The sequence below is a fragment of the Cutibacterium modestum genome, assembly GCF_008326345.1.
Lineage (GTDB): Bacteria > Actinomycetota > Actinomycetes > Propionibacteriales > Propionibacteriaceae > Cutibacterium > Cutibacterium modestum.
The window spans coordinates 201,375-228,049 of sequence record NZ_BJEN01000004.1 but is presented as its reverse complement, the minus strand read 5'-3'; the positions used below and the strand labels follow the sequence as shown (position 1 = coordinate 228,049).

The window sequence follows — 26,675 nt, the reverse complement described above, 5'->3', positions numbered from 1 at the left end:
ACATTACCAACACTGACTCAACGTGGCCCCTTGTTGGTTTGGTTGAACATCTGCTGCATTGACGGCGGCATTGTAAACTCGCTCATCGCCTTCTGCAGATCTTCCCGGCTGGGTTGTTGCTGCTCCTGCAACCCAAACGCCTCACCGCTGTGAGGCCGCGGTTTCTTTGCAGTTTGACGAGCCTGGGCAGCCCGCCTGGCGGGATTACCAGATCCCTTGCGGTTCTTTTGCTTCTTCTTGGACTGCTTGGCGCCGCGTTTAGCCATTGACCCCATCATGCGGCCAGCACCTGGGCCCATCATCTGGCCCATCTGACTCATCATCTTCCGGGCGTCAACAAATCGATTGACCAGGTTGTTAACGTCACGAACCTCCACGCCTGACCCTCGAGCGATGCGAGCACGACGCGACCCATTGAGAATCGACACGTTAGCGCGCTCAGCCGGAGTCATCGCGCAGATGATGGCCTCAATGCGGTCAATCTCCCGCTCGTCGATATTCTCAATCTGGTCCTTCATCTGGCCGACACCAGGGAGCATTCCCATAACCTTGGACATCGGGCCCATGCGACGCATTTGACGCATGAGACCGAGGAAGTCGTCAAGACCGAACTCTCCCTTGCCGGCCATGAGCTTGGCCGCAGCGGCCTGGGATTGCTCCTGATCGAAAGCCTTCTCGGCCTGCTCGATGAGGGTGAGCATGTCGCCCATATCGAGGATGCGCGAGGCCATCCGGTCAGGATGGAAAACGTCGAAGTCCTTGAGACCCTCACCCGAGGAGGCAAACATGATCGGCTTGCCGACTACGCGGGCAATGGACAAAGCCGCGCCACCGCGGGCGTCGCCGTCAAGCTTGGTCAGGACGACTCCGTTGAATCCAACTCCCTCTTGGAAGGCCACTGCAGTGTTGACGGCATCCTGGCCGATCATGGCGTCGACAACGAAGAGGGTCTCATCTGGGTCGGTAGCAGCCTTGATGTCAGCCGCTTGAGCCATCATCTCGGCGTCGACACCCAGACGACCAGCGGTGTCGATAATGACGACGTCGTAGAGCTTGTGTTCGGCCTCTGCGACGGCATCACGGGCTACCTGGATGGGATCCCCAACCCCATTGCCGGGTTCAGGGGCGAAGACGTGCACCCCGGCACGCTCACCAACCACCTGCAGTTGAGTGACGGCATTGGGTCGCTGGAGATCACAAGCAGCCAACAGCGGAGAGTGGCCCTCTTCCTTGAACCAGCGAGCCAGTTTTCCAGCCAGCGTCGTCTTACCGGCGCCTTGGAGGCCGGCCAGCATGACGACTGTCGGAGGATTCTTCGCAAACCGAACTGTGCGGGTCTGCCCTCCGAGAATCTCGACGAGTTCCTCGTTGACAATCTTGACGATCTGTTGAGTCGGATTGAGCGCTTTGGAAAGCTCCTCGCCATGGCAACGCTCCTTGATAGCCGCCACGAATTCCTTGACGACCGACAGATTAACGTCGGCCTCAAGGAGGGCGATGCGAATCTGACGAGTCGTGGCATCGATGTCGGCATCGGTGAGACGCCCCTTACCACGCAATCCCTTGAAGGTTGATGCGATGCGGTCTTGGAGAGTGTCGAACACGGTTGTCCTTCAGCGCGTTAGTTCCTTACCGGGACAGACTACCGTCCCGGTCTCCATAATGACGCCCTGCCGTAATCACAGCCCGAATTGGCCAAGCCACTGCAACGACTGCTCGGTATATGGCATGTACACACTGTCGCGGTGCCCCCCACCGGTGAGAACAATGAAGGCGAACTGCTTCATGTCCTTGGCGACATGATGAAACTGACCTCCGTCCGGGCCGACCTGTCCGTTGGAGAACACCGGTTGGGGACCAGGTCCCCAACTTTGCACATCGTTGCGGTTGAGCACGGACAGAAAACGCACGCTGCGATTAATCTTGCGTTCTTGGACCCTACGCACCACCGAGTTCTGGGCCATGAAGGGTCGGGCCATCCTGGCGATGTTCGGATTCTCGAACATGGGGTGGTAGTACCCACCCATAGAGAAGCCGGCATTGAACTTTCGGGGGTACTTGGTCGACAGATTGGCAGCGCAGTAACCACCGGTGCTCCACCCACCGATGAACCGTGATCCGCGTTCGTGACCGACCCGGAAGTGCGACTCGATCTGCGGAATAACAGTCTTCATGATCCATGTCTCGTGTTTGTAGGGGCCGACGTCAACGCACTCGCTGTCGATGCCGTTGCGGATCCTGCCTGGCAAGAACACGATGACGAAAGGATTGACCTTCCTGCTCTTGACGAACTCGGTTGCCGGACCGATGAGGTCGATCGATTTGTTGTCATGTTCGCCGGTGTCATTGACACCCCCAATGTAAAACAGCACCGGGAATCGGGTGCCATGCTCCGATTTTTCAAAATACTGAGGCGGAAGCCAGACCGGAACGTGTGCATATCGGGCGTCCGTGCCCGGCATCATCATGCCAGACAGTTGACCGTCGGGATGGGGATTGGACTTACTGATCGGAATATCCTTGACCTTCATGCGCCGAATTGGCACCAGATCATGGACCGGAGCCTCTGGCTGGACCTCTCCCAGTAGGTCGGACCAGGAGACGAAAAAACCATACTCGCGGTTGGCGTAGAGAAAGACGCCAGTGACCAGTAGGGCCTGCGCGAGCAGAATCACCACGAGATGCCCGAGGCCACGCAAGATCTTGAGCCACCAACTGCCGCGACCCACAATGGCCCGCCATATGACGAATGCTAGAGGCAGGGCGAAAGCCGCGATAAGCACCGCGGCACACAGCTTACGGCTGAGAATACTGATCAGCATGACCCCACAGGTCGGGGCAAACCACGCGATATCTGTCACGTATCGGTCCTCAGCGCTCGACGGGATCGTCACTCATAAGCCCGGTGACAAAGTCATCGGCATCAAAGGGGGCCAGATCGTCGGCACCCTCGCCCAGACCAATGAGCTTGACGGGCACGCCTAGCTCACGCTGAACCTGGACGACGATGCCACCCTTCGCGGAACCGTCAAGTTTCGATAACACGATGCCAGTCACGTCGACGACCTCCGAGAAGATGCGAGCCTGAGCCAGGCCGTTCTGGCCAGTGGTGGCATCGAGAACTAACAATACCTCGCTAACTGGGGCCAGCTTCTCGATAACGCGCTTGACCTTGCCCAGCTCGTCCATGAGGCCAGCCTTAGTGTGAAGCCGACCAGCGGTGTCAACGAGCACGACGTCAACGCCCTCATCAACGCCCGCTTGAACCGCCTCGTACGCAACGGAGGCAGGATCGGCGCCTTCGTCCTTGCGGATGGTGCGCACGCCGACGCGTTCTCCCCACGTCTCCAACTGCTCGCCAGCAGCGGCGCGGAAGGTGTCTGCTGCACCGAGGAGGACCGTCTTTCCCTCGGCGACGAGAACACGCGCTAATTTACCGCAGGTCGTTGTCTTACCCGTGCCATTGACCCCCACCACAAGGACGACGGCCGGCTTACCTTCCTGGTGATCGAGGCTGATGGACCGATCCATGTCCGGCCCAACTAGGCCGACAAGCTCACGGTGCAGAACTTCGCGGGCGTGAACCGGATCAGAAACCCCATCAATAGCCAATCCAGAACGCAGCTTCTCGACGAGCTCCGTCGTCGGACCAACACCCAGATCGGAGGTTATGAGGGTGGTCTCGAAGTCATCCCAGGTGTCATCGTCGAGCTTGTCAGCGCTCAACAGTTCTGCCAGACCGCGAGCAAGCGCGTTGTTGCTGTTGGCCAGTCGACGACGAAGTCGAGCCATCCGAGACCCCGGCGCTTCGGGGGTCTCAACCGCTGGTTTGAGGTCCTCCGACGCTTCCGGCTCAGGACGTCCGACAGCAGTCGCACCACCTTCTGGAGCCCCCGCTTCGGGAGCTAACTTCGCACCCGCTGTGGGAGCGGGGGGCACCTCCGCAGGCTTCGACCCCTCCCGCAGAGCTTTACGCCGCGAGATTCCAGCAGTGACGGCAGCAACCACCGTCGCCAGAACGAGGATGCCGAGGATAATCCAGATCAGGGTTATGGCGTTCACGTCCGCCGATACTAGTCGGTCAATTCACAAGACCACGAGGACGAACCACCTCAGTGACGTCGGACACCGCTGAGATCTTCACTAACACGGGTGGCGGTGTGACGCCAAAAACTGGCATCAGGATCGTCACCAGGATGACGTAGACCTAACACCACCACGGCGCAGACACCCAAGGCGACCGCAAGAATCAGGACCATCGCGATGATAAAGACGACCATCCGAGAACGACCTTTCCGTCAGGTTACGCAAATAGCAGAGTACCCGAGATGTCGCCCTCCCTAACGCGGCTCGGCGACATCGTCGTCTTCAAGACGTTCGGGAACAACCTCAGAGGCAGCCATCGGAAGCTCTCCGGAGTTCCTCACTGTCCGGAAGGTCCACAACTTATTGATGGCAAAGTTGATAGGCATCGTCACGACGATGGCGAAAATCTGGGACCAGTACTCGCGTGACTGTATTCCCCTTTCCTCATGGAACCACGGTTCGGGCAGATAGATCGGGGAGGTTGGGTTGGTAAAGAAGATCTTGATGAACATACCTATGATGGCAGCTACCGACCCCACGGCAAAGAAAGGCCAGAATTCGCGCCACCACCCTCGACGGTAATTGCGCTTGAACGTCCAAGAACGGTTAAGTTGAAAGTTCGTGATGTTGGCTACCACGAAACCGACTAGCCATACCAGGCTGGTGAAGCGGAAATTCCACCGAGTACCCGCAAGGTTAAACAGAATGTCCTGGGCATGCTCAGTACCACCATTCGCCTTATTCATGATGATGGCGACAACAACGTTGACAAGAAAACCTGATCCGCCGACGACCCCGAACTTGATGAATTCAATCAAGTGACGCTTCTTGATGCGTCTCCTCGTAGATGTAGTCGGCTCAGTGATCACTCGTGACATCATAGGCCTGATACCCAGATACCCGAAACCGCGTCACCAAGATTAATACTGATCGAAGGGAGGCAGCCAATGAGGCTATGGAATCTTGAACCATCTCTCCCCGACCGCGCAGCCCAAATTCGGGCGCTCTGATCGCAGCCTTCTTAACAGGACTAGCAGACGAGGCCAATGAACGTGGGTACCACTTCGATCGTTCCCGAGTCATCAGCGCCCCAGCGTCGTGGAAATCCCTTACCATCACGACGGGTCAGCTGACCATGAGATAGCGCAACTACGGGGCAAGGTTGCCGCTAGGTACCTCGAATGGCTTCCACATTTGAACACGCCACGGCCACATCCGCTGTCCGTGGTCATCCCCGAACCGGTAGCGCAATGGGAGCGACTTGAGGCGCCAGAAGGATACTCGCGTCAGGACTTCTGACGTTCATATGTCGAGTTAGCGCCACGCCCAGGACAGCCACGACCGCGCTTCTTGAGCAGCTCGACGCCGTAGCCAACCTCAGCCTGGTCTGCCCACGCCTAGATCTGCTCCTGCGTGACCTCGCTCTCTTACAGGCAATGCCGTAAACGGGAATAGTGCACCGCGAATGGCCCGATCATGTTTCCCGCAGCCGCTGACACCGCGGGCAGCGGAATGAGCTGCGGTTCATGAAGTGCTCCCGGACGATCAGCGCGCCACAGCGGTGACACGGCTGGTTTTCGCGGCCATAGGCATCCAAAACTCGCGAGAAGTAACCGGATTCCCCGTTGACGTTGACGTAAAGGGCGTCAAAAGAGGTACCGCCCGCCGAGATGGCCTCGGCGATCACCTCACGGGCCGTCTGCAACAACTCCACTGCCTTAGGTTGGCTCAAATAAGAGCACGGTGTCTCGGGATGATATCGGGCTCGCCAAAGAGTTTCATCTGCGTAGATATTGCCAATCCCGGAGACGAGAGTCTGGTCGAGCAGACTCTTCTTAAGGGTGGACTTACGTGTGCGCAACCTCCGCGCAACCTCGTCAACGTCGAAGCATTTTTCGAACGGATCGGGTGCGATGTGGACTACCGGACCGGGAATGCCGTCAAGAAGCGGGGCTAAAGCTAGCCCACCGAAAGTGCGCTGGTCGAGGAAGCGCAGGTCACGGCCATCGTTGAGGGCAATAACAATACGGGTATGGCGATGCCGTGTGGCATGACGGTCAACGACACGAAATTGGCCGCTCATGCCCAGATGAGCCAACATCGCGGTGCCATCGTTAAGGACAAACCACAGGTACTTACCCCGGCGGCGAACAGCGGTGAACTGATGGCCGGTCAAGGCCGTCTGGAAGAGCGCGGCATCCTCCGGTCCACCACTGGGACGCAGTCCGCGAGCATCAATAACATCGACACCCTCGACGACAGCCGGAATGACGTGATCTTCAAGCCCGGCTCGAACGGTCTCGACCTCGGGGAGCTCAGGCACCGGTGTGAGAGCCCGGCATCAGCGCGGTGACAGCACGACGGGCTGCGCCTTGCTCCGCCTCTTTCTTGTTGTGGCCGGTATAGGCGGCATGCAGCCTGCCGTCCACATTCGCTCTGGCACAGTAGCGACGATTGTGATCTGGGCCGGATCCGACAATTTCGTATCGAGGAGCATCAAAGCCATGCTCAGCGCAGTACTCCTGCAAGACTGTCTTCCAGTCAGTGCCCGCACCAGAACGGTCTGCCTCATCAACGAGGGGATCGAAAAGGTGGTGGACCAGACGAAGTGCATCCGGAAGCCCCGACGACAGTTCGACGGCGCCCAAGAGTGCCTCGGTGGTGTCAGCCAGGATCGATGTTTTGTCGTGGCCGCCGGTACGTTCTTCTCCCCTGCCCAATTTGACCTGAGGACCAATACCGAGCCGGCGGGCGAGCTGTCCCAGCGAGACGGTGCTCACAACAGCCGACCTCAACTTGGCCAACTGGCCTTCGGGCTTATCCGGGAACGCCCGGTACAAATAGTCGGTGACACCAACCTCGAGGATGGCGTCACCTAAAAATTCCAGCCTCTCGTTAGTGGGAATTCCACCGTTTTCGAAGGCATATGAGCGGTGTGTCAGCGCAAGATCGAGGAGTTGGGGATCACACCGGATTCCCAACTCCTCTAAAAGGGTAAGGAAGGGCCAACCGCCGACATCGGGGCAACTGACGTTCTGATCCCTACTTGCGCGCACTGTGCCGGTCTCAGACTTCGACAACCTGGCGACGGTCACCGCGAGGGCCGTACTCGCCGCACGATGGGCAGGCGGTATGGGGCAAGTGTTTTTCACCGCACGCTGGGTTGGCACAGGTGGCGAGCTTGGTGGCAACCGTCTTCCACTGCGAACGACGGTGCCGGGTATTGCTGCGGGACATCTTCCGCTTCGGGACGGCCACGATTTTCTCCTTGGTGTGCTAGGGGTCGGCACCCGCACGCGGCGGTTGCCCATGAAGACGTTCAGAACCGATCCGAGTCATCCCCGCTGATAAGACCTTCGAGGGCCGCCCAGCGCGGGTCGATCCGATCCGGATGGTCATGGTTCGGGTCGTCGTTGAGGTTGACGCCACAGTCTGGGCATAGCCCGGCGCAGTCATCGCGACACAGCGGGCTGAACGGAAGATTCAGCACGACTGCGGCGCGTACGACGGGGTCAAGGTTGATAGTCTCCTCAGCACTGACCCGACTGGCATCCTCGTCGGCCTCCGTGTCGGAGTAGAAGTACAGCTCCTGGATGTCAAGGAGGAGTTCCTCCTCGATGGAATCCAGGCAGCGAGAGCACTCCCCCTTCAGGGCGGCCTCGACGGTCCCGGTCACGAGGACCCCCTCTCCAACTGACTCCAGGCGGAGATTAAGTTCGAGCGGAGAGCCCTCGGGAACGCCGATCATGTCAACACCGAGATCCGCTGGAGCCGGTACCGTCCGTTGAACCCGGATCATCTGACCCACTTGCCGACGCAACGAATGGGTCTCGAGAACGAGGTCCGAGTGTGCGTCGGGGTGGCGATGGGTGGTGTTCATCGCAAAGATCCCTTCGACCAGTGGAACACGACGAAGTCATGACCGGCCGCTTAGTTTACCTACGGATCGTCGAGCAACCAAACCAACTGACACCTTGACTGTCGACGCCCGTTCGGGCAATACTGTACTAAAGCGTATTAGTTCGAAAGGAATCTGGTGCCAATGGTGGCACTGGAGCCTGCCCGGGACCTATCCCCTCAAGGAAGAAGCAAGATCATGGGAAACCTCGCCATCGGTCGACGTCAACTACTCGGCGGCACCGCCGCACTAGCGACCGTGCTCGCTGCGAGCGCATGTGGCATGAGCGGTTCAAAGGACACGCCGTCAAGCCAGGAATCTGTTAATCCGTCCGCTAAGCTCGAAGGCAGCATCCAGTTCCAAACCTGGTCCCTCAAGAACGAGAGGTTCACCCCCTACTTCGAGAAACTCGTCAAATCCTTTGAGAAGGAACATCCCGGAACCACCATCAAGTGGGTCGACCAGCCCGGCGAGGGATATGAGGAGAAGGTCCAACAGCAAGTCACCGCTGGGCAGCTGCCTGACGTCGTCAACATGCCGCCGAACTTCGCGTGGCAGATCCTCAAAGCGAACAAGGTCATGGACCTTAAAAAGGCTGCCGGCGTTGCCATCAACAAATACACTAAGGGTGGCATTGACGCCTACACCTTCGACGGTTACGACGGTGTCTACGGCTATCCGTGGTACCTGGGTACCGACCTGAACTGGTGGAACACTGACGCGTTCGAAAAATACGGCCTCGATCCTAACAAACTGCCGAGCACGCTTGATGAGCTTTATGACCAAGCGATTACGATGGCCGAGAAGTCCCACGGCACGATGCCCCTTATCTCCACCGCGCCGACCCTCGGCGATCTTGCCGCCCAGGGTGTCGAGGTTTACAAAGACGGCAAATTCACCTTCAACACCGACCAAGCCGTCGAGATTATCCAAAAGTACGTCGAACTTTACGCCAAGAAAGCTATGCCCCCTGAGGTGTTGCAGAACAATTACCTCGGTAACTCGAAGTTGTTCATCCAGGGCAAGGTTGCGTGGACCACTGGATCGGCCTCCTTCCCCGTCGACCTCAAGAAGTACGCGCCGAAGCTCCTCCCCCATGTCGCCATGACCAAGAGCATCGGCGTCCCTCCGCTGTTCGTACAGGGCATTTGCGTTTCCGCAGACTCGAAGAACCCCAATCTGGCTCTGGCATTCGCCCAATACGTCACCAATAACGCCAACCAGGTTGACTTCGTTAAGCTGGCACAGGGCTTCTTGCCAGGAACGAAGGAGGCCAACGAGAACCCAAGTTCCTTCACCTCCGTTATCTCTGATTCGCAGATGAAGAAGGCTGCCGAAGCTCTTGCCAACGAGATGAAGACCGCCAAGATCGGAGAGCCCATGGCCTACACCGACGCTATGAAGACCTATGTCGGCCAGCAGATCTCCTCGGCAATGCGAGGCGACATCTCCGCTAAAGACGCACTCGACAGGGCCGTCAAGTACTGCAACGACCACGCCGCCAAATGACCTGTCTGCTGGCTCCGCCTCATTGCGGAGCCAGCAATCATCGACACTGCTACACCTATCTTGCCCAAGGATTGCGCTCCATGAACTCCCACCGCTGGTACACACCGTGGTTGTTGGTGGCTCCGGCAGTCGTGTGGACCGTCGTGTTCGCCCTCTACCCCTTCATCAACACGATCATTTTGTCCTTTACGAACACCCGGCCCCTCGTCGGCGGGGAGTTCATCGGCTTCGCGAATTACGTCGAGCTGTGGCACGACGACGTGTTTTGGAATGCCATGGTGACGACATTCGTCTACGTCATCATCTGCATCCCGCTGTTGACGATCCTGCCATTGCTGCTAGCCCTATTGCTCGAAAAGAAGATCCCAGGGATCTCGTTCTTTCGCACAGTGGCATACTTCCCCGTCATCGCATCGGTCGTCGTGGTCGCTCTCATCTGGAGCTGGATGTTCGATTCGCGCGGCCTCATCAACCAGTCTTTGCAATGGATGGGCGTCACGGATGGCCCCATTCCCTTTCTCGTCGATCGCTGGAAGCTGCTCGGCTGCGCGATCCTCCTGACGGTCTGGAAGGGTCTCGGCTACTACATGATCGTCTACCTCGCTGCGCTGGGAAACGTTAACCATGATCTCTACGAAGCGGCCGCCCTGGATGGGGCGAGCGCCTTCCAGCGGTTCCGCAACGTGACCATTCCAGGCATCCGCCCTGCAATGATCCTCATCATCGCTCTCATCGCCGTATCCGGCATGCGGGTGTTTTCCGAACTTTACGTTCTCACGAACGGCACAGGCGGCCCAGGCGGTGAGGACTCCAGCCTCGTCATGGTTATCAAACAAGTCGGAACCGGACTGTCTGGACAGCTCGGATACGCCTCTGCCCTATCAGTTGTGCTATTCCTCCTCACACTCATCCCATTGACGATTATCGGATGGGCCAACAACAAGGACCTCCGATCAGGGCATCGGACCGGTCGGGGAGACGGTCGCGTCCGCCAAACCGCCGCCATCAAGAACGCCACCAAGGAGACCACGGCATGAGCACTGCAAGAGCAACCCCTCCGCCCAGGCAGAAGCCGTGGCGCAGCCAACGCGCCTTCGACCCGACCCGCCCCACCCTGGCCGGGCTCGTTGGGCGTTACCTTCTCTTGATCTTCGTCGTCATCATTTCGATCGGACCGTTTTTGTGGCAGCTCTCGACCTCCTTCAAGGGCGTCAATGAGAACATCTATTCCTTTCCACCCCACCTCATCCCCCAGGAGTTCAGTATTGACGCGTACCGGCGCGTTGCCCACGTGGTGCCGATTTTCCGGTATGCCTGGCATTCAGTAATCGTTGCCGCGGTATGCGTTGTCGGTAATGTCGTGCTGGCGTCGTTGGCCGGTTACGCATTGACCTGCATGAAGTTCCGCGGCAAGAAGGTTGTGATGGGCATCCTGTTGTCGGTTCTCCTGCTTCCGGGCGAAGTGACATTGACCAGCCAGTACCTCATCGTCAAAAGCATGGGTCTTGCGAATACGCTCGCCGGCGTGGCCATTCCGGGGGTCGTCGGTGCCATCAATGTCCTACTGATGGCGACGGCCTGTCGGGCCGTCCCTCCGTCGGTGTTAGACGCCGCAACTGTTGACGGCGCGAACACGTGGTCGAAAATTTGCCGCATTGTGTGGCCGAACATTAAAGGCATGGCCTCCGTGGTCGCAGTGTTCTCATTCATCGGGGCCTGGGACGATTTCCTGTGGCCACTGGTCGTCCTCAATGATCCGGAAAAGTACACACTAACGGTCGGTATGCAATACCTCAGCTCAACGATGTCGACCGATCCACGCGAAGTCGCGTCCGGCACGGTGATTGCCCTCATTCCGATCGTCATCATCTTCGCGTCGATGCAGAAGGTGTTCTTCCGCGGAGTTGAGGGCGGCGGGGTCAAGGGCTGACATCGTCGTGTTGGCTCCTTACCGAGCTTGACCGGTGGATCCTCTTACGACAAGTTCGGGAGGTTGCTCAGTGACGTCCTCGACGTCCTCACCACCAATGATTTCCATCAGCATTGTGACGGCATCCCGGCCCAGAACCGATGGATCGCGTCGCAAAGCGGTAATTCCTGGCGACATCACCCGACATGCCGGGGAGTCCTCAAGCGACACCACCGAAACGTCACCAGGTACCCTTAACCGGTGTTCGGCCACGGCAGCCAGACCGCCCAGTGTCAGCACCTCGTTGTCATAGACGATTGCGGTGGGACGATCCTCGGCCTCCAGCAGCGCGCTCGTCTCTCGCAACCCGGACTGCTCGGAATAATCCGTGGCTGCAGCCTCGATAACAACAACCCCCAGTCTTGCGACTTCCTGAGCAAAAGCCTGTCGCCGGACCATACTGTGTTCAAGAGTGGGGTCGCCACCAATATGGGCAATGCGACGATGGCCTTGATCAACCAAGTGAGCGACGATGCATCCCGCAGCAGCTGCATCATCGATATGGACACCGGGCAACGGCGTGTCACCCATAGCCCCAACAACCGTGCACGGCATGTTGATCTCTGACATAAGCGGCCACCGCGGATCATTACGGGCCGGATCGACGAGGACCACACCGTCAACCCGACGCTGCGCCCACCACTGACGATGGACCTCGCATTCCTCCTCACGCGACGCAACCAACTGCAACACCAATGCGGTGCGCGCGGGAGTGAGGACCTCCTCCATGCCGGCGATCAGATGGAGGAAGAAGCCTTCACCAGCGAAGCTGCGATCGTCGCGTGCGATGACGAGTCCGACGGCTCCGGCCCGATTGGCTGATAGCGCTCTCGCAGCCACATTGGGCCGCCAACCCAGGCCCTTGGCCACTGCCTTCACCCGGGCTCTCGTGGCATCGGAGACACCCGGCTTGTCATTGAGGGCGAAAGACACCGCACCGGGAGACACACCGGCAACCCTGGCGATGTCCTTGATTGTCGTCCTGTCCATGACGCCACGGTCCTTCCCGAAGCATGAATGCTCTGTCGGGTGAGGCCTAGACCTGTCGTCGCCTGAGGCCCACTGTCTCGACCCGCGCGGCAATATTTTAGGCCTATCCACTGGGATAGGTAAAACGCTTCAGCATCTTTTTGAGTCGATCTTGCCAATTAGATATCCGTCACTAGCGTGAAAGTCCCCGACGCCGGAAGATGTCATGGCTCAGACAACCTGTTTTCCACTGATCACTACCGCATTATCCTCATCACGGATAGACTCATCCGACTCGAAGGCGCGATGACCCCAATGAATCCTTTGAGGATCACCCCCAGGTCGTTGTCGGCCGGACTGCACACCATGTAACCAGCACCATCGACCACACGGGCCAGGACATCGTTATTCAGAACTCGTATTACGGGCTTCATTTCGACGGCGGCCCCTCTCGCCCGAGGGCCTGCATGCCTCGGTCTCGTACGTCGACAATTACCACGCAGTATGGCATTGGTGTGACGACCCGTTATTGCACGATCCCCTCACTACACCGACGAACTTCGGGAGAACCGCGCGCACCCTCGACTGCGTCAACAGCCGTTGGATACGGGGCTGGCATCTTCAGCACACAAGGATGGGTCATGCCTGACGATTCACACCTTGACCAGCATGGATCCACCCCGCGAGCGCGACCAGCCCCCGCGCTAACACTGCTGCCATGTCGCAGGAAGCCAATATAAGTACATCCCACCATAGGCGCACTCCATGTGAGTGCCGTCCGTTCGCTTGTGACTTACCGCGGGGCGACGTGGTCTTCTTCACGGCGTGCCGTACACCCCATGGAAGAGCGACAGGACTACTTATTCGACGCAGTTTACGGGGAGTTCTTGCGAGGATTGTCACCGTTGCCGTCGAACCACGGCGGGACTCACCAATGCCGAACCATCGCCATCAGTCATTCCAGCGAAGGATCGATGTCGGCCTCTCTCGGCAAGGTGACCTCCCACCTGTCACCTAGGGAACGGCTGCGAAACAGCTCGGGAAGCTGCATTGGATGCGTTGGGAAATCTCAATACTAGTCTCGAGCAATCTGTGCAGATTTTTATACCCATATTCTATCAATGTGACGGATGCCGATAATGCTGAGAATAAGCCCAAACTCCCCTACTCCCTGGATGTTTTCGAAACCTCAACACCGCTCCCCAAAGCGAGGACAACATAATCTATACATCACTATCAGTATCATCATAGTTAATGGCATTATCATCGGTTTTAGTGGAAGGCATGTCTATCTTGTTGTGACTGTGCTCTATCAGGGTCGGCACGACGCATCGTTGCCGGATGTGATCAGGAATGCCGGAGAGGTAGTTGTGCACCTATGCGTTCTTCTGATCATCCCTTCCACGAGGAGGACAGGACGGTAAACGGGTTCGCCATTGATGTTCGAGGGACTCGCCCCCAGCCTTCTGTGACCGAGAATCAGAACGCACGTCAATCCCCGTCCTAAACACTGTTATTGAGAAGACTGGTGCACATGGATTCAGCCCCAGTCGGTCAAGCCCCACTCCTAGACCTACAGCCCCTTCGTGGCCACCACCCCCGTTTCGCGAAAAAGCACGCGAGGAACGGCCCCTCGTTCGCGGGAGACTTGATGCGAGGCCGTCGACAAGTTGACTAAACCGTATTAGTCACTACACTTCTAACTGAACTATCCGTTGTCAATGCCGCAACCGCCAGGGACTCCCATGCATGATCACGCTCCCATTCTTGATGGCCGGGTGCAGCGCCATCTCGCTGAAAAGATTCGTCCCGCCGAGACCACAACGGTGTGCCATCTTGACGTCGAGTGGGCCCCCGTCACCGACACCGTCGAGGGGCCGAACAGTCGGCCCGGAGTTCTCGGCCAGGGCGAACCGATCTCAATCAGTGCAGGCCTGGCCCTGAAATATGAGCCCTTCCGGGTGGGCGACAAATGGGGACCGCCATGGGGAACGACGTGGCTTCACTTCTCCGCGACCGTGCCGCCAGAGCATCGCGACGACCACCTCGAGATGATCGTCGACCTCGGTGGAGTCTGGAACTCCCCCGGATTCCAGTCCGAGGGGCTGGTCGTACGCCCGGACGGGTCCATCGTCAAAGCTCTCAATCCGCGTAATACCTGGATTCCTGTCGAGGCTGATGCCGAGGGGCACATCGATGTCTACGTCGAGGCTGCATCGAACCCCATCTTGCTAGCCCAGCCACCGTTCCAACCCACCGAGGATGGAGACAAACTCACTGCCTCTGCCGAGGCGTACTACACCCTCAAGCGCGCCGACCTCGTCATCGTCAATGATGAGGTACGCGAGCTCATTGCCGACATCGTCACCTTGTCTGACTTAGCCGCCCAGTTGCTGGAGGACTCCGAACGTCGCTGGGAAATCCGTCGTGCCCTAGATCGGGCCATGGATCGTCTCGACCTATTCGACGTTGTCGCCACCGCGCCAACAGCTCGCTGCGAGTTAGCCCCAGCCCTAGCCCGTCTCGCGCATGACTCGGCCCAGACGATGACCGCCATCGGCCATGCCCATATTGACTCCGCCTGGCTGTGGCCATTGCGCGAGACCCGACGCAAGGTCGCTCGAACGATTTCCAACCAGCTCAACCTCATCGACAACGATCCCACCCACATTTTCGCTTTCCCAGCAGCCCAGCATTCGGCCTGGCTAGAAGCCGATCATCCTGATCTCTTCACCAGGTTGCAAAGGGCTGTCAAAGATGGCCACATTATCCCGGTCGGCGGCATGTGGGTGGAGTCTGACGCTAACCTTCCCAGTGGCGAGTCGATGTGCCGTCAACTGCTGTACGGGCAACGCTATTTCATGGCGAAATTCGGCCACCATTGCCCCGAAGTGTGGCTGCCTGATTCCTTTGGTTACTCTGGCGCACTGCCTCAGCTAGCCAAATTGGCTGGCGCTCGCTGGTTTTTGTCCCAAAAGATATCGTGGAATCAGGTTGATAAGTTCCCCCACCATTCATTCTGGTGGGAAGGAATCGACGGCACCCGCATCTTCACTCATTTTCCGCCAGCAGATACCTATGGTTCCGACCTATCGGCTCACGATCTCGAGCACGCCCGAGCCAACTTCCAAGACAAAGGCCGCGCCAATTCTTCTTTGGTGCCCTTTGGCTACGGTGACGGCGGCGGCGGTCCCACTCGCGAGATGCTCGCTCAGGCCCACCGCGTTGCTGATCTTGACGGATCTCCCAAGCTAGCCATCGAGCCTCCGGCCACCTTCTTCGCCCGGGCCGAGTCCGAGCATGAAGAGCCCGGAACCTGGGTCGGAGAGCTCTACCTCGAGCTGCACCGTGGCACGTTCACCAGCCAGTACGAGGTCAAGAAGGGGAACCGTCGTAACGAACACCTGCTGCGTGACGCTGAGTTGTGGTGCACCACTGCGGCTGTACGCGGCCTCATGGATTACCCTGGAGAGCGCCTTGCTGAGATCTGGCGGACGATTTGCCTCTATCAGTTCCACGACATCCTACCCGGATCAGCCATTGCCTGGGTGTACCGCGAGGTCATCGCCGATCACCATCGCATCTCCAATGAACTGACTGAACTCATTCACCACGCCCAGCAGCTGCTGGCCGGCGACGGGAACGAGGAAATCGTCTTTGACTCCGCGCCGATAGCCCGCCCGTGGGCCTCCACAGTCGCGATGGGCGGCGGCAAGGCCCCGTCGATCACCGAGGGGGTTCACACCGAGGAGACTGAGGACGGGTTCATCGTCGATAATGGCTTGTTGCGCATGACTGTTGACGCGCACGGCCTCATTACACACCTCGTCGATACTGCTAGTGGCCGAGACGCCATCCCAGCAGGTCAGCGCGGCAACCTCCTCCAAATGCATCCGGATTTTCCGAATATGTGGGATGCCTGGGACATCGACCCCTTTTACGCCAACAACGTCACTAACCTCGACGACGGCCATGCCACCATGAGCCGCAAGGGTGAATCAGTAACCATCAGTGTAACGAGGACCTTTGGCCGCTCCAGCGCGACCCAGTCCCTGACTATCAATCCGGGAGACCCGCGCGTCAAGGTGCGCACCCATGTCGATTGGCACGAGCGGGACAGCCTCTTGAAGCTGGCGTGGCCGGTGGACGTCCACACGGATCATGCTGACTACGAGATCGAGATGGGCCACATCACTCGCCCCACCCACACCAACACCTCGTGGGATGCTTTCCGATTCGAAGTCCATGCCCATCGATGGGTTTACCTGTCCGAGCCCGGTTTTGGCGTTGCCATCGCCAACTCGGGCACCTACGGATGGAACGTGTCGCGTCACCCCAAAGACAACGGAGGTACCTGGTCGGTTGCTCGTGCCTCTCTCCTCAAAGGAGCCCGTTTCCCCGATCCGCGCGCTGACGAGGGCGAACACGACTTCTTTCACACGCTGCATGTCGGCGCAGAACTGACCGACGCTATCCGCGACGGATATGCCGCAAACCTGTGCGTGCGTCGTCATCAGGGATCACCGGTCGAGCCGCTGGTGAGCGTGGAGGGGGTTGCAGTCGAGGCCATCAAGTTGGCTGAGGACGGCTCTGGCGACGTCATCGTCCGGCTCTATGAGCCCTATGGACGCCATGTTCACACCACGATGTCCCTGGGGTTTGAAGCCACCTCTGCCGTCGAAGTCGACTTGCTCGAAGACCCCCTCGACGGCAACCCGCGCGCCCAGGTGGCGCCGTCGGTCGTCACCACTGACCTAACAGACGGCACTACCGGCCTATCACTGCGCCCATTCCAGGTTGCAACCCTCCGGTTGGGACGTACCCGATGAAGGTTGGCGTCAATTACACACCCTCCCAAGGATGGTTCCACAGCTGGCTTGACCTTGATCTCGACGCTACCCGCCGTGACTTTGAGGGCATTGCTCAGCTCGGCCTGGACCATGTGCGCCTGTTCCCGCTGTGGCCGTTATTGCAACCCAACCGCGGTCTCGTTCGCCCACGGGCCCTCGATGACGTCATCTCGGTGGTACGGGCCGCTGATGAGTTCGACCTTCAGGTCAGCGTCGATACCCTCAACGGGCATTTGTCAAGCTACGATTTTCTGCCAGCGTGGGTGATCACCTGGCACCAGTTGAATCTCTTCACCGATCCGCTGGTCAAGTCTGGGCAAAGCGACGTCATCCGTCAGTTGGCGGAGCGTTTGAAGCAAGAACCCAACGCCACAGGCATGACGGTTGGCAACGAATTTCCGCAATACGCAGCCCTGGCTCCAGGGCACACCCATCCGACACGCAGCGAGTGCACCATCGACGAGGCACAGACCTGGCTGGAGACGATGCACAACGCCATGAAGGACCAATGGCCTGAGGGGCGATTCTGGTTCGGCTTCGACGATGACCTGTGGTTCGTTGACAATCATCCCTTTACTCCGCGTCACGCTGTAACCCAGGGGTTTGCTACGACCGTCCATTCCTGGGTATTTGCCCAGGTCGGGCCGCGTTTCGGGGAGGGACATCCTGCCCTGACATGGTTCCCGCGCTATCTGCTGGAGTTGGCTCGGGCGTGGAGTCCAGACCCGAAACGTCCACTGTGGCTGCAGGAGGTAGGGGCGCCTCGAACCCATGTGCCCGACGACAATGCTGCCGCCTTCATGACGACAACCATGGCGTCACTAGCCTCGACGCCTGGCCTGGAAGCCGTCACCTGGTGGTGCTCCCACGACGTCTCCCGCGATCTGCTCGATTTTCCAGAGCTGGAGTACTCGCTAGGCCTATTTACGAACGACGGCACACCCAAACCAGAAGCGCTCGCCTTGGCGGAGGTAATACCAGATCTCCACAATGACCAGCCTCAACACCAACGCGATGAGCCGTTAGAGTTCAGCGCCAACTGGGATACCGGAGAAGGTCGTTCAGTATGCTCCCCAACGGGCGATCTTTTTTCCCAGTGGGTCGACCAGGCTGAGCGAACCGGAAAGGCTCCGAGGCTCCGCCGAGTGTGAACGCAGTTCCGGGGCGACCCCATTCGCACCCTTGAACGAATTGACTTCAACCGATTTCGACAGCGCCTGGAAAAATAAGGCACTTGCGCAAATAAATCTAGTACGCACTGGCATCAATCACATTTCCGAGCGCGGATCCTTCACCTTGACGAGTGGAATCCTCTCGCGCGATCCCATTCTCAAGGGGTCGGCAGCCGCTGCAGCTAACGGAGCGCTCGAGGCGTTCGTGCGCGTAGCAGCGATGGAAATTGCGCTTCGACGTATCAACATTGTGAGCCCTTCAGTACTCGCCGAAAGCCTGGATGTCTACGACGAATTCTCTCCGGGTTTCCCTGCGGTAAAGACCACTGACGTGGCCAATGCTTTCTGGAAATCTGTCGAGGGTGGGGGCAGCCGGGACGGTGATAACTCTGCCATGAGCCTCCAAGCGGGATTCCTCCACATCCGGAGTGATCACTGATGCGGGAATCTCTCACGCAACGCGATATCAACCATTCCCGGAACGAATTCTGAGACATTGCCGCCATTGCAGGCAGCAGAGCGAATCATCGAGGAGCTGATAGTTCCGAATTCACGGCCAGCTGGCAGTAAAATGGTTTCAATGCCGCTCATAGCCTTATTGAGGTGGGCCATCTGGAGCTCGTAGTCAAAGTCGCCACCAAATCGCAGCCCACGGATGATGGCGTCGGCCCCCTTGTCAGTGCAGAAATCGACCAACAGGCCGTCAACGAGGGCCACCTCGACACCGGGGATATCGGCGACCGCATCCTTGACGAAAGCTACCCGCTCATCCATGGAGAAGATGCCGTTCTTCGCGGAGTTCACAGCCACTCCGACAACGATCTCGTCGACGAGCTCGGCAGCTCGGGTCACGATGTCAACATGGCCAAGTGTGATGGGATCGAATGATCCTGAGAAAACTGCTTTCACTGCTGCCCCCTGCTCACATCTGTCTCCGGTTCACGCCTGCATTGGGCGTAATAGACAACCGTCTCCCCATAACGAGAATTCCACGACTCGTATCCCTCGGGGAAGCCGGGACCACGACTGCGCCGAGACCTCTCGACCACCAACAGGCCATTTCGGGCCAGCGTCCTCTCGCAAGCCGCCGCGATGAGGCCGTCCATGGCGTCGTCAGCGAGGTCGTAGGGAGGATCGAACCAAACGATGTCAAAGACGCGACGATTCTCCGCGAGAAATGCCGTCACCGTTTGAGATGACACCTGGATCCTCAATCTGGTTGTTCGAGAATTATCCCTCATGACATTGCAGGCGAAGCGGTCACGGTCAACGGCAAAGACCGTCGTGGCCCCCCTACTAGCGGCTTCTAAGGCCATTGCACCTGATCCAGCGAATAAATCGCAGAAGGCTTGACCGGCCAGTTGATCCTCAGGAGCCTCGTTAGCCGTCCCGTTCCATGCCGCCAACGCAGAGAACACAGCCTCGCGTACCCGGTCGGTCGTCGGACGAGTCAGTCGTCCGGACGGGGTAGCCAGACGCTGCCCACCGGCACGTCCCGCGATAATCCTGCTCACTGCTCTAGGCTAGCGAGCTCAGCTGACCATTCCCACGCCTGTAATTTCCCTGGCCGTGTGCAGGCCACAAGATGGTCATACAGTGTCTCGGCATCAGGAACCTCGACGACTTTGTGCCGGTCGACTCCCGAAATGCGCCGCAGTCGGGAAGAATAGGCTCATGATCAATGACGAGAACCCGATCACCAAGGTCCCGGAGGATAGCTGCTGGGGCTACCTGGACACCGCCGAGGTTGGTCGCCTGGCCACCAGTGTCAATGACCAGCCAGAGGTATTCCCCGTCAACTACGTCGTTGACGGACAGAGCATCGTCTTTCGTACTGCTGCTGGTAGCAAGTTGGAGGACATCGTCACGAACAACCGCGTCGCTTTCGAAGCAGATGGCTGGACCGAGGAGACCGGCTGGTCGGTCGTTCTACGTGGCAAAGCCGACGTCATTACCGACGACGCCGAGCTTGCTCTATGCGACAAGATGCCGCTGCTACCCTGGGTGCCTACCGTTAAGCGTAATTACGTCCGCGTCCAGGCCGATCAGATCACCGGACGCACCTTCGCCTTCGGGCCAGAGCCGAAAGATAACTGAGATCATCTCAGACGACTCGGATCGCTCTCGCGGTTCGGACCTTCGCCACGTCTGGTAACCGAAACGACCCTCGTCGTCACCGCGAGTCGGCTCAACCCTGTTCCATGAGGTCGCCCTCAGCGAGCATCTCGGTGGCAGCAACGGCGTCAAGGAGCCTCGGATCGTCGGGGGTTTCGGTCACCCACCGTTCTGCTAGGTCTTTCGATGCCGTCACGATCTCGGCGTGGTCGAGCACCCGCAGCAGGCGTAGTGGAGACGAGTAACCGGCCTGGGAGGATCCCAGCACATTGCCTTCATGACGCTGGGCTAGGTCGAGCTCAGCCAGTTCAAACCCATCACGAGACGCCGCCACCGCGTCCAACCGTTCGCGTGCCACTGATCCGGGCGGCGCCGTCGTCACCAGCAGGCAGAGCCCAGGCAGGCTGCCTCGACCAATCCGACCGCGCAACTGGTGCAGCTGCGAGACACCGAACCGGTCGGCGTCCATGATGACCATCATGGTGGCGTTGGGGACGTCGACGCCAACCTCAATCACCGTTGTAGAGATGAGCACCTGCGACTCACCCTTGACGAACCTGTCCATGACAAGGTCTTTCTCGGATGAATCCAGCCGGGAGTGCAGGGCCTCGACCTTTAGTCCGGCGAGAGATCCGGTAGCCAGTTGAGTAGCGAGCTCTTCGACGGCAGCCGTGGGAGGCCGCCCACCTTCGACGTCGTCAGCGTCATCGGAACTGATGCGGGGGCAGATCACAAAGACCTGATGCCCGGCATCGTACTCCTCGCGGATCCGCTGCCAGGCGCGAGTCAGCCAAGATCCGTGGGCGGGCAGATCGACGACCGTCGTCTGGACGTCGGCACGTCCACTCGGTACTTCTCTCAGGCTCGAAACCTCGAGATCACCGAAGATCGTCATCGCCACCGTCCGCGGAATCGGAGTCGCGGTGAGAACGAGCTCGTGGGGGCGCGCGCCGTCGCCGGTGGTAAGAACACTGCGTTGTTCAACGCCGAAGCGATGCTGCTCGTCGACGACGACTAACCCAATGTCGTTGTAGATCACTCGGCCCGACAGCAGGGAATGGGTGCCGACGATAATTCCAGCGGCTCCCGAGGCGATATCGGCCAATGATGCCCGGGTAGCCGCGGCTTTCATTGAGCCGGTCAGCAACGCCACACCGGTGGAGATCTCCGGGGCGTCCAATCCGCCGCCGGAGGCCAACCCGCCCAACATGCTGGTAATAGTTCGGTAATGCTGTTGGGCAAGGACTTCGGTCGGGGCCAGGAGAACGGCCTGGTGCCCGGCGTCAACAACCTGCAACATCGCTCGCAGCGCGACGAAGGTTTTTCCCGAGCCAACCTCCCCTTGCAGCAACCGGTGCATGGGACGATCCGAGGACAGATCGGCGTCGATCGCCCGACTCACCTCGTCCTGGCCAGCAGTCGGGGCAAAGGGCAGGCGGTTCTCAAAAGCTGCCAGCAGTCCGCCGTCGCGACGCGGACACACGGGGGCATCATGACGCTCTGCACTGCGGCGTCGCACCGCCATCGTCGCCTGGGTGGCTATCGCTTCTTCCCAGATAAGTCGCTCGGCGCCGCGGCTAGCCTCGGCCACCGAGTGCGGGTGATGGATGGCGTCGTAAGCCTCCCACAAACTCAGTAGGTCAGCCTCTTGACGTACCCATTCAGGCAGGGTGTCCTCAAGTTCGGGCGTAGATTCGAGCAGCATCGACTCCACCGAGGCGATTTCCCAGGTACGCAATTTCGACGTCTGCGGGTAAAGACCAAGCAAGCCGTGGCGTTGCACCTGGGCAGCCATCACCTTGCCCTCCTCGCGACCTGCCACAACCCTCCCGTTGCGGTCGATCATGACGAAGTCGGGGTGGACGAGCTGCGGGTTTCCGCGGAACTCCCCCACCTTGCCGACAAAGATGCCGTGAGTATGGGCCGAAAAAATGCGCTGCCAGTAGGAAACGATGTGGGGTTTACCGAAAAAGGTGACGGGCAGGTGCGCTTTACCGTCAGAAAGCATGACTTCCAGACGTTGACGCGGGCGTCTCTCCCTACCAGTGACGGTCTTGTTGGTGTGGACCTCAACGCCGACAATGTCGGCCACCAAGGCGACTTCAGTGTCAATGACCAGGTGGGACAAATCGGTGGTTTCCGTGCCGGTGAGGTAGCGACGCGGAAGGTGGCCGAGGGCCTCCCCCACCGTGTTGACATGCAACGCAGAGAAGGCTTTGGCCGTCTTGGCCCCCACCGCCTCCGCTAAGGGGCGATGAAGCTCCTGCTGGGTGCGAGTATGCCACCTGGTTATTGCATTCACGTCGACACCGTATCGACCCATAACGACAAAGAACCCGCCTTCCGGCGGGTTCCATCGTCGAAGGCAGTGCTCAGCGGCTAACTCGACCAGCCTTGAGACACGACGCGCACACGTTCATGCGCTTGTGCGTGCCGTTCTCGACGACACGGACGCGCTGAATATTCGGGCTCCACCGGCGATTGGTCTTCTTCTTCGACCAGGGGACGTTGTGTCCGAAACCGGGGCGCTTGGCGCAGATGTCACACACAGCAGCCACTGGGAGATCTCCTGTTCAGGGCCGGGTGCAAGGCGCACCCGACGCAATCGTTGGGTTCGGGGGTTCCTTCGGGAACTGAATGATCCTATACGCTTCATCCCTCAGAACCCAAATTCACGCGTTGACTCAGGGCGTGTCAGATTGTCTGTGTAAGTCGTACCGAGACGAACGGTAGGACTCATGACGATGACTGACGAGAAGACACCAGGAAGGCTTTCGGGTCAGGACCTGGTCGAGCAGTTGAGGGCTGCTTGACGCGTTGTTCGCGCAGATCGACGGGGGTCAGATGGAGCTGACCGGTGATGGCGGGTTCGTGCCCGTGCTGGTCAAGGCCGCGTTGAAGCAGGACTTGCAGGCTGATGTTGACTAGCCATCCGGGCTACGAGAAGAGGCTCTGCCAACACCGCTGAACACCCGAATTCTCAACGGGACGACACCGAAGACGGTGGAGTCCGAGGTCGGACCCATCCGGCTGGAGGTCCCCAGGGACCGGGAGGGGTCGTTCACTCCGCGCCTGGGCGGCCTAAACGACATGATCCTCCGCTGTATGCCGGTGGGATGACGATCCGGGACGTTCAACATCACCCGGCCTCCACGCTCAACACCGACCCATCCCACGAGACGACCTCAAACATCACCAACGCGGTGCTGGAGGAATCCTACCCGGTTCTACCTCGACGCGATCCGGATCAAGATCCGCCAGAACAACCAGGTCATCAACCGTGCTGCCCATATCGCGGTCGGCGTCGACCTCGACGGAGTCAAGCGCGTGCTGGAGATCTGGGTCCACGACACCGAGGGGTCGGCGTTTGGGCTCATGTCTGCGCCGACCTGGCCGACCGCGGGGTGCGGGACGTGCTGATCGTGTGCTGCGACGGGCTCACCGGCCTGCCCGAGGCGACCTGGCCGGACTCGATGATCCAGACCTGCGTAGTCCACCTGACCCGGACTGCGACGCGGTTCGTGGCCTACCAGGACCGCAGAAAGGTTGCCGCCACGCTGAAACCGATCTACACCGCACCCAAAGAGAAGGCCACGCGCAAGGCAGTGGTCGAGTTCGAGACCTCGCAACTCGGCACGACGTACCCCCGGCAGTGGCGGCCTGGAAGAACTCATGAGATCGGTTCGTTCCGTTTATCCAGTTCCCACCCATGCTGCCGAAAGTCATCTACACAACCAACGCGATCGAATCACTGAACTACCAGCTGCAGAAGGTCACCAAGAACCGCGGCCGTTTCCCCTCCACCGACGCGGCGGTCAAGCTGCTATGGTTGGCGATCTGCAATATCAAGGACAAACGAACAGCAGACCGCGGCAAACCCGCGAACCAGCGCAAAGCCCAAGGCCGGCTCGACGAGGGCCAGATCATCACGAACTGGAAACAAGCCCTCACCCAACTCGCCGCGGCCTACCCCGACCGAATCACCCCCTACCTATGACCCCGCCTACACAAACAACTTGACAGGCTCAAGGAGCATGCGCCTTCCTTACTGAGGCATCCTGGTTTACCCAAGCATGCCGCGGCCATCGCCTAGCTCCAGCCCAATTCTCCCTCTACCCCACCTTCCGCGACCTCGTAACCGGAACCGTAAAAATACCCTCACGCGACGAAATCAACGCCACCACCACAGCAGTATTCCGTGGCTCTTACCATCCCAAAAGCTGGGATTGGAGCCACTCCGATTCCATGCCGGCTACCGGACGCTACGGCATCATCCCCTACCCACCGACCGGCGTAAAACAATCCGACATCAACACCTTCACTAAACGCCTCAGCCCACAAGCCAGCGTGCTCACCAGCCCCGACACTGAAGGCCAAAACAGCATCCTCAACAAGCTTTACCCGCCAGTCACCGAATCCGAAAACACGTGGGTCTCCTACACCCAAAGGCACCTGGTTCTGGACAAACTACAATCAGCCCGACAAATACCAAGCCCACGCAACATTCATCCCCAAAACCGGACCATTCGATCGCGTTAAAATCTCCGAACTAAGCCACACCAATGCCACCATCACCGAATCACCCCAAGCGCTCACAATCCGACTCGACACTTACCGACTCGACCTACGCGGTGTTTACCACCGCACCCTCTACGGTGTAGCCCCAACCGATGATTTCGACAAAGAAAGAATCCAGAAATGCATCCTGGATAATATCGCCGTCGTCCTCCGAGGAAACACTGTGAAAACCGACGCCGAGGATCGCGTCATCACCGTAACCGGCCAACGAGTGTCTGACCTAGCCGACCGCGATGTGCGAACTATGTCACTCCCCTCCACAGCAACGCCACCCAAGAGCCAAAGATCACGGTACAGCCCGAACCCGGCGTCACCCGCCCCTATACCCTCACACACATGGAACCCAGAAAGTGGCGAGCTTTTTATCTCTGTAAAAACCAACGACCGCGTCATCCCCCACGTGGGCTCCGCACCCATCAACGAGGACAAGCCTCAGCTGAATAGTCCGCAACCAGCTGCTCCTCAGCCTGAAAAAGGCACCGCGGGCAGTAACAGGGTAAATACTGACGCACCACATCGTGGCAAGGTCGATGTCAACACCAGCGCCCGACCCAAACGCAAACCCATCGCCTTACCTAAGACCGGCCAGTAAATCGTCAACCTTTTCCTATCTTCTAGGCGCTGCCCTGACTCCGGACGTGTCGGCCTCACCTGCATGCCCGGAGAGGGCTTGTCAATACTTTTCGAACTTATGACCTTGCTTCCATGAGGTCTGTTACAATGACCTCCAACGGACCACCATGAGGATCGTCAGCCAACAGCAATAACACGTCGTCAACCTCGTGAGCTTCTGCGTTGCGCAAGGCCTCGAGAGCCTGCTCAACCCCTGCCTCGACTTGGTGGTCGCGACGTGGCATCACGCCACGAGCGTCCGGATCCGCGATGCGTATCAACGCCTCGGCAGCCTGGCTTCGAGCTACTGAATCATCATCGGATAGTTCCTCAACAGCAGACGGCCCCCACTGCACCAAGGCCCTGATAAGTGCCTCACGCTGGTCAGGGCTACTCACACCAAGATGGTCAGTAATATCAGCCAAGGTCTCGGGCGCACCAATACGAGCCAAAGCCCACCACGCCTTTGCCGCAACTATTGGGCGCTGATCATTGGCAAACCGACGCACTACCTCGACGGTAGTGGGAGCTTCGAGCTTGCTCAAAGCGTGCAGCAGCCGCGTTGTGGTGACCTCATCGAGGTCGTCTCGTTCGAGAGCCTCAACGATGGTCTTAGTCGAATGGGACCTTGCCGCGACCGCTGCCCATGTCAGGGTTTCGATGACGGCGTCGTCAACCTCGGAAACCAACAGATCGACGATGGCTCGACCGGCTTCCGCCGGAGCGTTAGCCCCTAACCACAAGGCCGCTTTTTGACGCATCATGACGTCGCCATTGTGAGCAACTACCAAGACCTCCTCCACGGAGCTCCCGCTCATGATTTATCCTCTCTTCGAACAGTGACGATGCCTGTGATTCAGCGTCGCTGATTGGCCCAACACAGCTCCCCTGCAATCAATTCCCTCGTTGTCCCCGCA

The 26,675-nt window shown here is 59.0% G+C and carries 24 protein-coding genes and 1 pseudogene; 10 read left to right on the top strand and 15 right to left on the bottom strand.

Annotation, left to right across the window (positions count from 1 at the left end; all coding sequences use genetic code 11):
- Positions 1 to 17 precede the first annotated feature (17 nt).
- The 9 genes from ffh to F1563_RS12585 form a co-directional block, all read right to left on the bottom strand.
- The gene (ffh, locus tag F1563_RS12630; protein ID WP_002527189.1) at positions 18 to 1,604 is read right to left on the bottom strand and encodes a signal recognition particle protein; all 1,587 of its coding nucleotides are present in this window, start codon (positions 1,602 to 1,604) and stop codon (positions 18 to 20) included.
- A gap of 75 nt (positions 1,605 to 1,679) precedes the next feature.
- Positions 1,680 to 2,822, bottom strand: a complete 1,143-nt coding sequence (locus F1563_RS12625) for an alpha/beta hydrolase (RefSeq protein WP_172623723.1) — start codon at positions 2,820 to 2,822, stop codon at positions 1,680 to 1,682.
- Positions 2,823 to 2,871: 49 nt separating this feature from the next.
- Positions 2,872 to 4,062 (bottom strand): signal recognition particle-docking protein FtsY, encoded by a 1,191-nt coding sequence (gene ftsY, locus F1563_RS12620; RefSeq protein ID WP_002527187.1) that lies wholly within the window; start codon positions 4,060 to 4,062, stop codon positions 2,872 to 2,874.
- A gap of 50 nt (positions 4,063 to 4,112) precedes the next feature.
- The gene (locus F1563_RS13785; RefSeq protein ID WP_002527186.1) at positions 4,113 to 4,280 is read right to left on the bottom strand and encodes a hypothetical protein; all 168 of its coding nucleotides are present in this window, start codon (positions 4,278 to 4,280) and stop codon (positions 4,113 to 4,115) included.
- 60 nt (positions 4,281 to 4,340) lie between these two features.
- Entirely contained in the window at positions 4,341 to 4,964 is a 624-nt protein-coding gene (locus F1563_RS12615) for a GtrA family protein (protein ID WP_172623722.1), read from the bottom strand.
- Positions 4,965 to 5,560: 596 nt separating this feature from the next.
- The gene (gene mutM / locus F1563_RS12600; RefSeq protein WP_002527184.1) at positions 5,561 to 6,409 is read right to left on the bottom strand and encodes a bifunctional DNA-formamidopyrimidine glycosylase/DNA-(apurinic or apyrimidinic site) lyase; all 849 of its coding nucleotides are present in this window, start codon (positions 6,407 to 6,409) and stop codon (positions 5,561 to 5,563) included.
- Positions 6,402 to 7,142, bottom strand: coding sequence for a ribonuclease III (gene rnc / locus F1563_RS12595; RefSeq protein ID WP_172623721.1), 741 nt, complete (start codon positions 7,140 to 7,142; stop codon positions 6,402 to 6,404). The genes mutM and rnc overlap by 8 nt, the downstream gene beginning before the upstream one ends.
- Positions 7,143 to 7,152: 10 nt before the next feature.
- Positions 7,153 to 7,344, bottom strand: a complete 192-nt coding sequence (gene rpmF, locus F1563_RS12590) for a 50S ribosomal protein L32 (protein ID WP_036958268.1) — start codon at positions 7,342 to 7,344, stop codon at positions 7,153 to 7,155.
- A 61-nt stretch (positions 7,345 to 7,405) separates the two neighbouring features.
- Positions 7,406 to 7,966 carry a YceD family protein gene (locus F1563_RS12585; protein ID WP_002527181.1) on the bottom strand — a complete coding sequence of 187 codons (561 nt, stop codon included), beginning with the start codon at positions 7,964 to 7,966 and terminating at the stop codon, positions 7,406 to 7,408.
- 216 nt (positions 7,967 to 8,182) lie between these two features.
- On the opposite strand from F1563_RS12585, the gene F1563_RS12580 reads away from it, so the two are divergent.
- The 3 genes from F1563_RS12580 to F1563_RS12570 all read left to right on the top strand — a co-directional run bounded on the left by F1563_RS12580 (position 8,183) and on the right by F1563_RS12570 (position 11,423).
- Positions 8,183 to 9,493, top strand: a complete 1,311-nt coding sequence (locus F1563_RS12580) for an ABC transporter substrate-binding protein (protein ID WP_036974110.1) — start codon at positions 8,183 to 8,185, stop codon at positions 9,491 to 9,493.
- A gap of 80 nt (positions 9,494 to 9,573) precedes the next feature.
- Complete coding sequence (locus tag F1563_RS12575) at positions 9,574 to 10,530, top strand: carbohydrate ABC transporter permease (RefSeq protein ID WP_002527178.1); 957 nt, start codon at positions 9,574 to 9,576, stop codon at positions 10,528 to 10,530.
- Positions 10,527 to 11,423 carry a carbohydrate ABC transporter permease gene (locus F1563_RS12570; RefSeq protein WP_002527177.1) on the top strand — a complete coding sequence of 299 codons (897 nt, stop codon included), beginning with the start codon at positions 10,527 to 10,529 and terminating at the stop codon, positions 11,421 to 11,423. Before F1563_RS12575 ends, F1563_RS12570 begins: the two co-directional genes overlap by 4 nt.
- Before the next feature lie 18 nt (positions 11,424 to 11,441).
- On the opposite strand, the gene F1563_RS12565 is transcribed toward F1563_RS12570, so the two are convergent.
- Positions 11,442 to 12,452, bottom strand: coding sequence for a LacI family DNA-binding transcriptional regulator (locus F1563_RS12565; protein ID WP_002527176.1), 1,011 nt, complete (start codon positions 12,450 to 12,452; stop codon positions 11,442 to 11,444).
- A gap of 1,724 nt (positions 12,453 to 14,176) precedes the next feature.
- Here F1563_RS12565 and F1563_RS12560 point away from each other — a divergent pair.
- Genes F1563_RS12560 through F1563_RS12550 form a run of 3 tightly spaced genes read left to right on the top strand, consistent with a single transcriptional unit; the run spans position 14,177 to position 18,892 of the window.
- Positions 14,177 to 17,260 (top strand): alpha-mannosidase, encoded by a 3,084-nt coding sequence (locus tag F1563_RS12560; RefSeq protein WP_149302715.1) that lies wholly within the window; start codon positions 14,177 to 14,179, stop codon positions 17,258 to 17,260.
- The gene (locus F1563_RS12555) at positions 17,257 to 18,432 is read left to right on the top strand and encodes a glycoside hydrolase 5 family protein (RefSeq protein ID WP_002527172.1); all 1,176 of its coding nucleotides are present in this window, start codon (positions 17,257 to 17,259) and stop codon (positions 18,430 to 18,432) included. The genes F1563_RS12560 and F1563_RS12555 overlap by 4 nt, the downstream gene beginning before the upstream one ends.
- A 31-nt stretch (positions 18,433 to 18,463) precedes the next feature.
- On the top strand, positions 18,464 to 18,892 hold the full coding sequence (locus F1563_RS12550) for a Rossmann-fold NAD(P)-binding domain-containing protein (protein WP_002527171.1): 429 nt from the start codon (positions 18,464 to 18,466) through the stop codon (positions 18,890 to 18,892).
- Here the strand turns inward: F1563_RS12550 and coaD are convergent.
- Entirely contained in the window at positions 18,886 to 19,362 is a 477-nt protein-coding gene (gene coaD, locus F1563_RS12545; RefSeq protein WP_002527170.1) for a pantetheine-phosphate adenylyltransferase, read from the bottom strand. The genes F1563_RS12550 and coaD overlap by 7 nt on opposite strands.
- Positions 19,359 to 19,967 (bottom strand): RsmD family RNA methyltransferase, encoded by a 609-nt coding sequence (locus F1563_RS12540; RefSeq protein ID WP_007433433.1) that lies wholly within the window; start codon positions 19,965 to 19,967, stop codon positions 19,359 to 19,361. The genes coaD and F1563_RS12540 overlap by 4 nt, the downstream gene beginning before the upstream one ends.
- A gap of 160 nt (positions 19,968 to 20,127) precedes the next feature.
- Here F1563_RS12540 and F1563_RS12535 point away from each other — a divergent pair, with 160 nt between their 5' ends.
- On the top strand, positions 20,128 to 20,550 hold the full coding sequence (locus tag F1563_RS12535; RefSeq protein ID WP_002527168.1) for a pyridoxamine 5'-phosphate oxidase family protein: 423 nt from the start codon (positions 20,128 to 20,130) through the stop codon (positions 20,548 to 20,550).
- Positions 20,551 to 20,641: 91 nt separating this feature from the next.
- On the opposite strand, the gene F1563_RS12530 is transcribed toward F1563_RS12535, so the two are convergent.
- Together F1563_RS12530 and rpmB are read right to left on the bottom strand one after the other, a co-directional pair.
- The gene (locus F1563_RS12530) at positions 20,642 to 22,891 is read right to left on the bottom strand and encodes an ATP-dependent DNA helicase RecG (protein WP_002527167.1); all 2,250 of its coding nucleotides are present in this window, start codon (positions 22,889 to 22,891) and stop codon (positions 20,642 to 20,644) included.
- 49 nt (positions 22,892 to 22,940) lie between these two features.
- Positions 22,941 to 23,126 carry a 50S ribosomal protein L28 gene (rpmB, locus tag F1563_RS12525; RefSeq protein ID WP_002527166.1) on the bottom strand — a complete coding sequence of 62 codons (186 nt, stop codon included), beginning with the start codon at positions 23,124 to 23,126 and terminating at the stop codon, positions 22,941 to 22,943.
- Between the two features lie 186 nt (positions 23,127 to 23,312).
- Here rpmB and F1563_RS14715 point away from each other — a divergent pair.
- The 3 genes and pseudogenes from F1563_RS14715 to F1563_RS15045 all read left to right on the top strand — a co-directional run bounded on the left by F1563_RS14715 (position 23,313) and on the right by F1563_RS15045 (position 25,738).
- A pseudogene (locus tag F1563_RS14715) lies at positions 23,313 to 24,565 on the top strand (IS256 family transposase).
- A 155-nt stretch (positions 24,566 to 24,720) separates the two neighbouring features.
- The gene (locus F1563_RS15050) at positions 24,721 to 25,107 is read left to right on the top strand and encodes a glycosyl hydrolase family 98 C-terminal domain-containing protein (RefSeq protein ID WP_503826444.1); all 387 of its coding nucleotides are present in this window, start codon (positions 24,721 to 24,723) and stop codon (positions 25,105 to 25,107) included.
- A complete protein-coding gene (locus F1563_RS15045; RefSeq protein ID WP_503826443.1) occupies positions 25,076 to 25,738 on the top strand; it encodes a hypothetical protein in 663 nt (220 codons plus the stop codon). Before F1563_RS15050 ends, F1563_RS15045 begins: the two co-directional genes overlap by 32 nt.
- A 97-nt stretch (positions 25,739 to 25,835) precedes the next feature.
- Here the strand turns inward: F1563_RS15045 and F1563_RS12510 are convergent, their stop codons facing one another.
- The gene (locus tag F1563_RS12510) at positions 25,836 to 26,576 is read right to left on the bottom strand and encodes a HEAT repeat domain-containing protein (RefSeq protein WP_002527159.1); all 741 of its coding nucleotides are present in this window, start codon (positions 26,574 to 26,576) and stop codon (positions 25,836 to 25,838) included.
- Between the last annotated feature and the right edge of the window lie 99 nt (positions 26,577 to 26,675).

What these genes read in the sequence shown, in the direction of transcription:
- F1563_RS12625 (WP_172623723.1), bottom strand. Translation starts at nt 2,822, where the DNA reads ATGCTGATCAGTATTCTCAGCCGTAAGCTGTGTGCCGCGGTGCTTATC.
- F1563_RS13785 (WP_002527186.1), bottom strand. Translation starts at nt 4,280, where the DNA reads ATGGTCGTCTTTATCATCGCGATGGTCCTGATTCTTGCGGTCGCCTTG.
- F1563_RS12615 (WP_172623722.1), bottom strand. Translation starts at nt 4,964, where the DNA reads ATGTCACGAGTGATCACTGAGCCGACTACATCTACGAGGAGACGCATC.
- F1563_RS12585 (WP_002527181.1), bottom strand. Translation starts at nt 7,966, where the DNA reads ATGAACACCACCCATCGCCACCCCGACGCACACTCGGACCTCGTTCTC.
- F1563_RS12580 (WP_036974110.1), top strand. Translation starts at nt 8,183, where the DNA reads ATGGGAAACCTCGCCATCGGTCGACGTCAACTACTCGGCGGCACCGCC.
- F1563_RS12575 (WP_002527178.1), top strand. Translation starts at nt 9,574, where the DNA reads ATGAACTCCCACCGCTGGTACACACCGTGGTTGTTGGTGGCTCCGGCA.
- F1563_RS12570 (WP_002527177.1), top strand. Translation starts at nt 10,527, where the DNA reads ATGAGCACTGCAAGAGCAACCCCTCCGCCCAGGCAGAAGCCGTGGCGC.
- F1563_RS12565 (WP_002527176.1), bottom strand. Translation starts at nt 12,452, where the DNA reads ATGGACAGGACGACAATCAAGGACATCGCCAGGGTTGCCGGTGTGTCT.
- F1563_RS12560 (WP_149302715.1), top strand. Translation starts at nt 14,177, where the DNA reads ATGCATGATCACGCTCCCATTCTTGATGGCCGGGTGCAGCGCCATCTC.
- F1563_RS12555 (WP_002527172.1), top strand. Translation starts at nt 17,257, where the DNA reads ATGAAGGTTGGCGTCAATTACACACCCTCCCAAGGATGGTTCCACAGC.
- F1563_RS12535 (WP_002527168.1), top strand. Translation starts at nt 20,128, where the DNA reads ATGATCAATGACGAGAACCCGATCACCAAGGTCCCGGAGGATAGCTGC.
- F1563_RS12530 (WP_002527167.1), bottom strand. Translation starts at nt 22,891, where the DNA reads ATGGGTCGATACGGTGTCGACGTGAATGCAATAACCAGGTGGCATACT.
- F1563_RS12510 (WP_002527159.1), bottom strand. Translation starts at nt 26,576, where the DNA reads ATGAGCGGGAGCTCCGTGGAGGAGGTCTTGGTAGTTGCTCACAATGGC.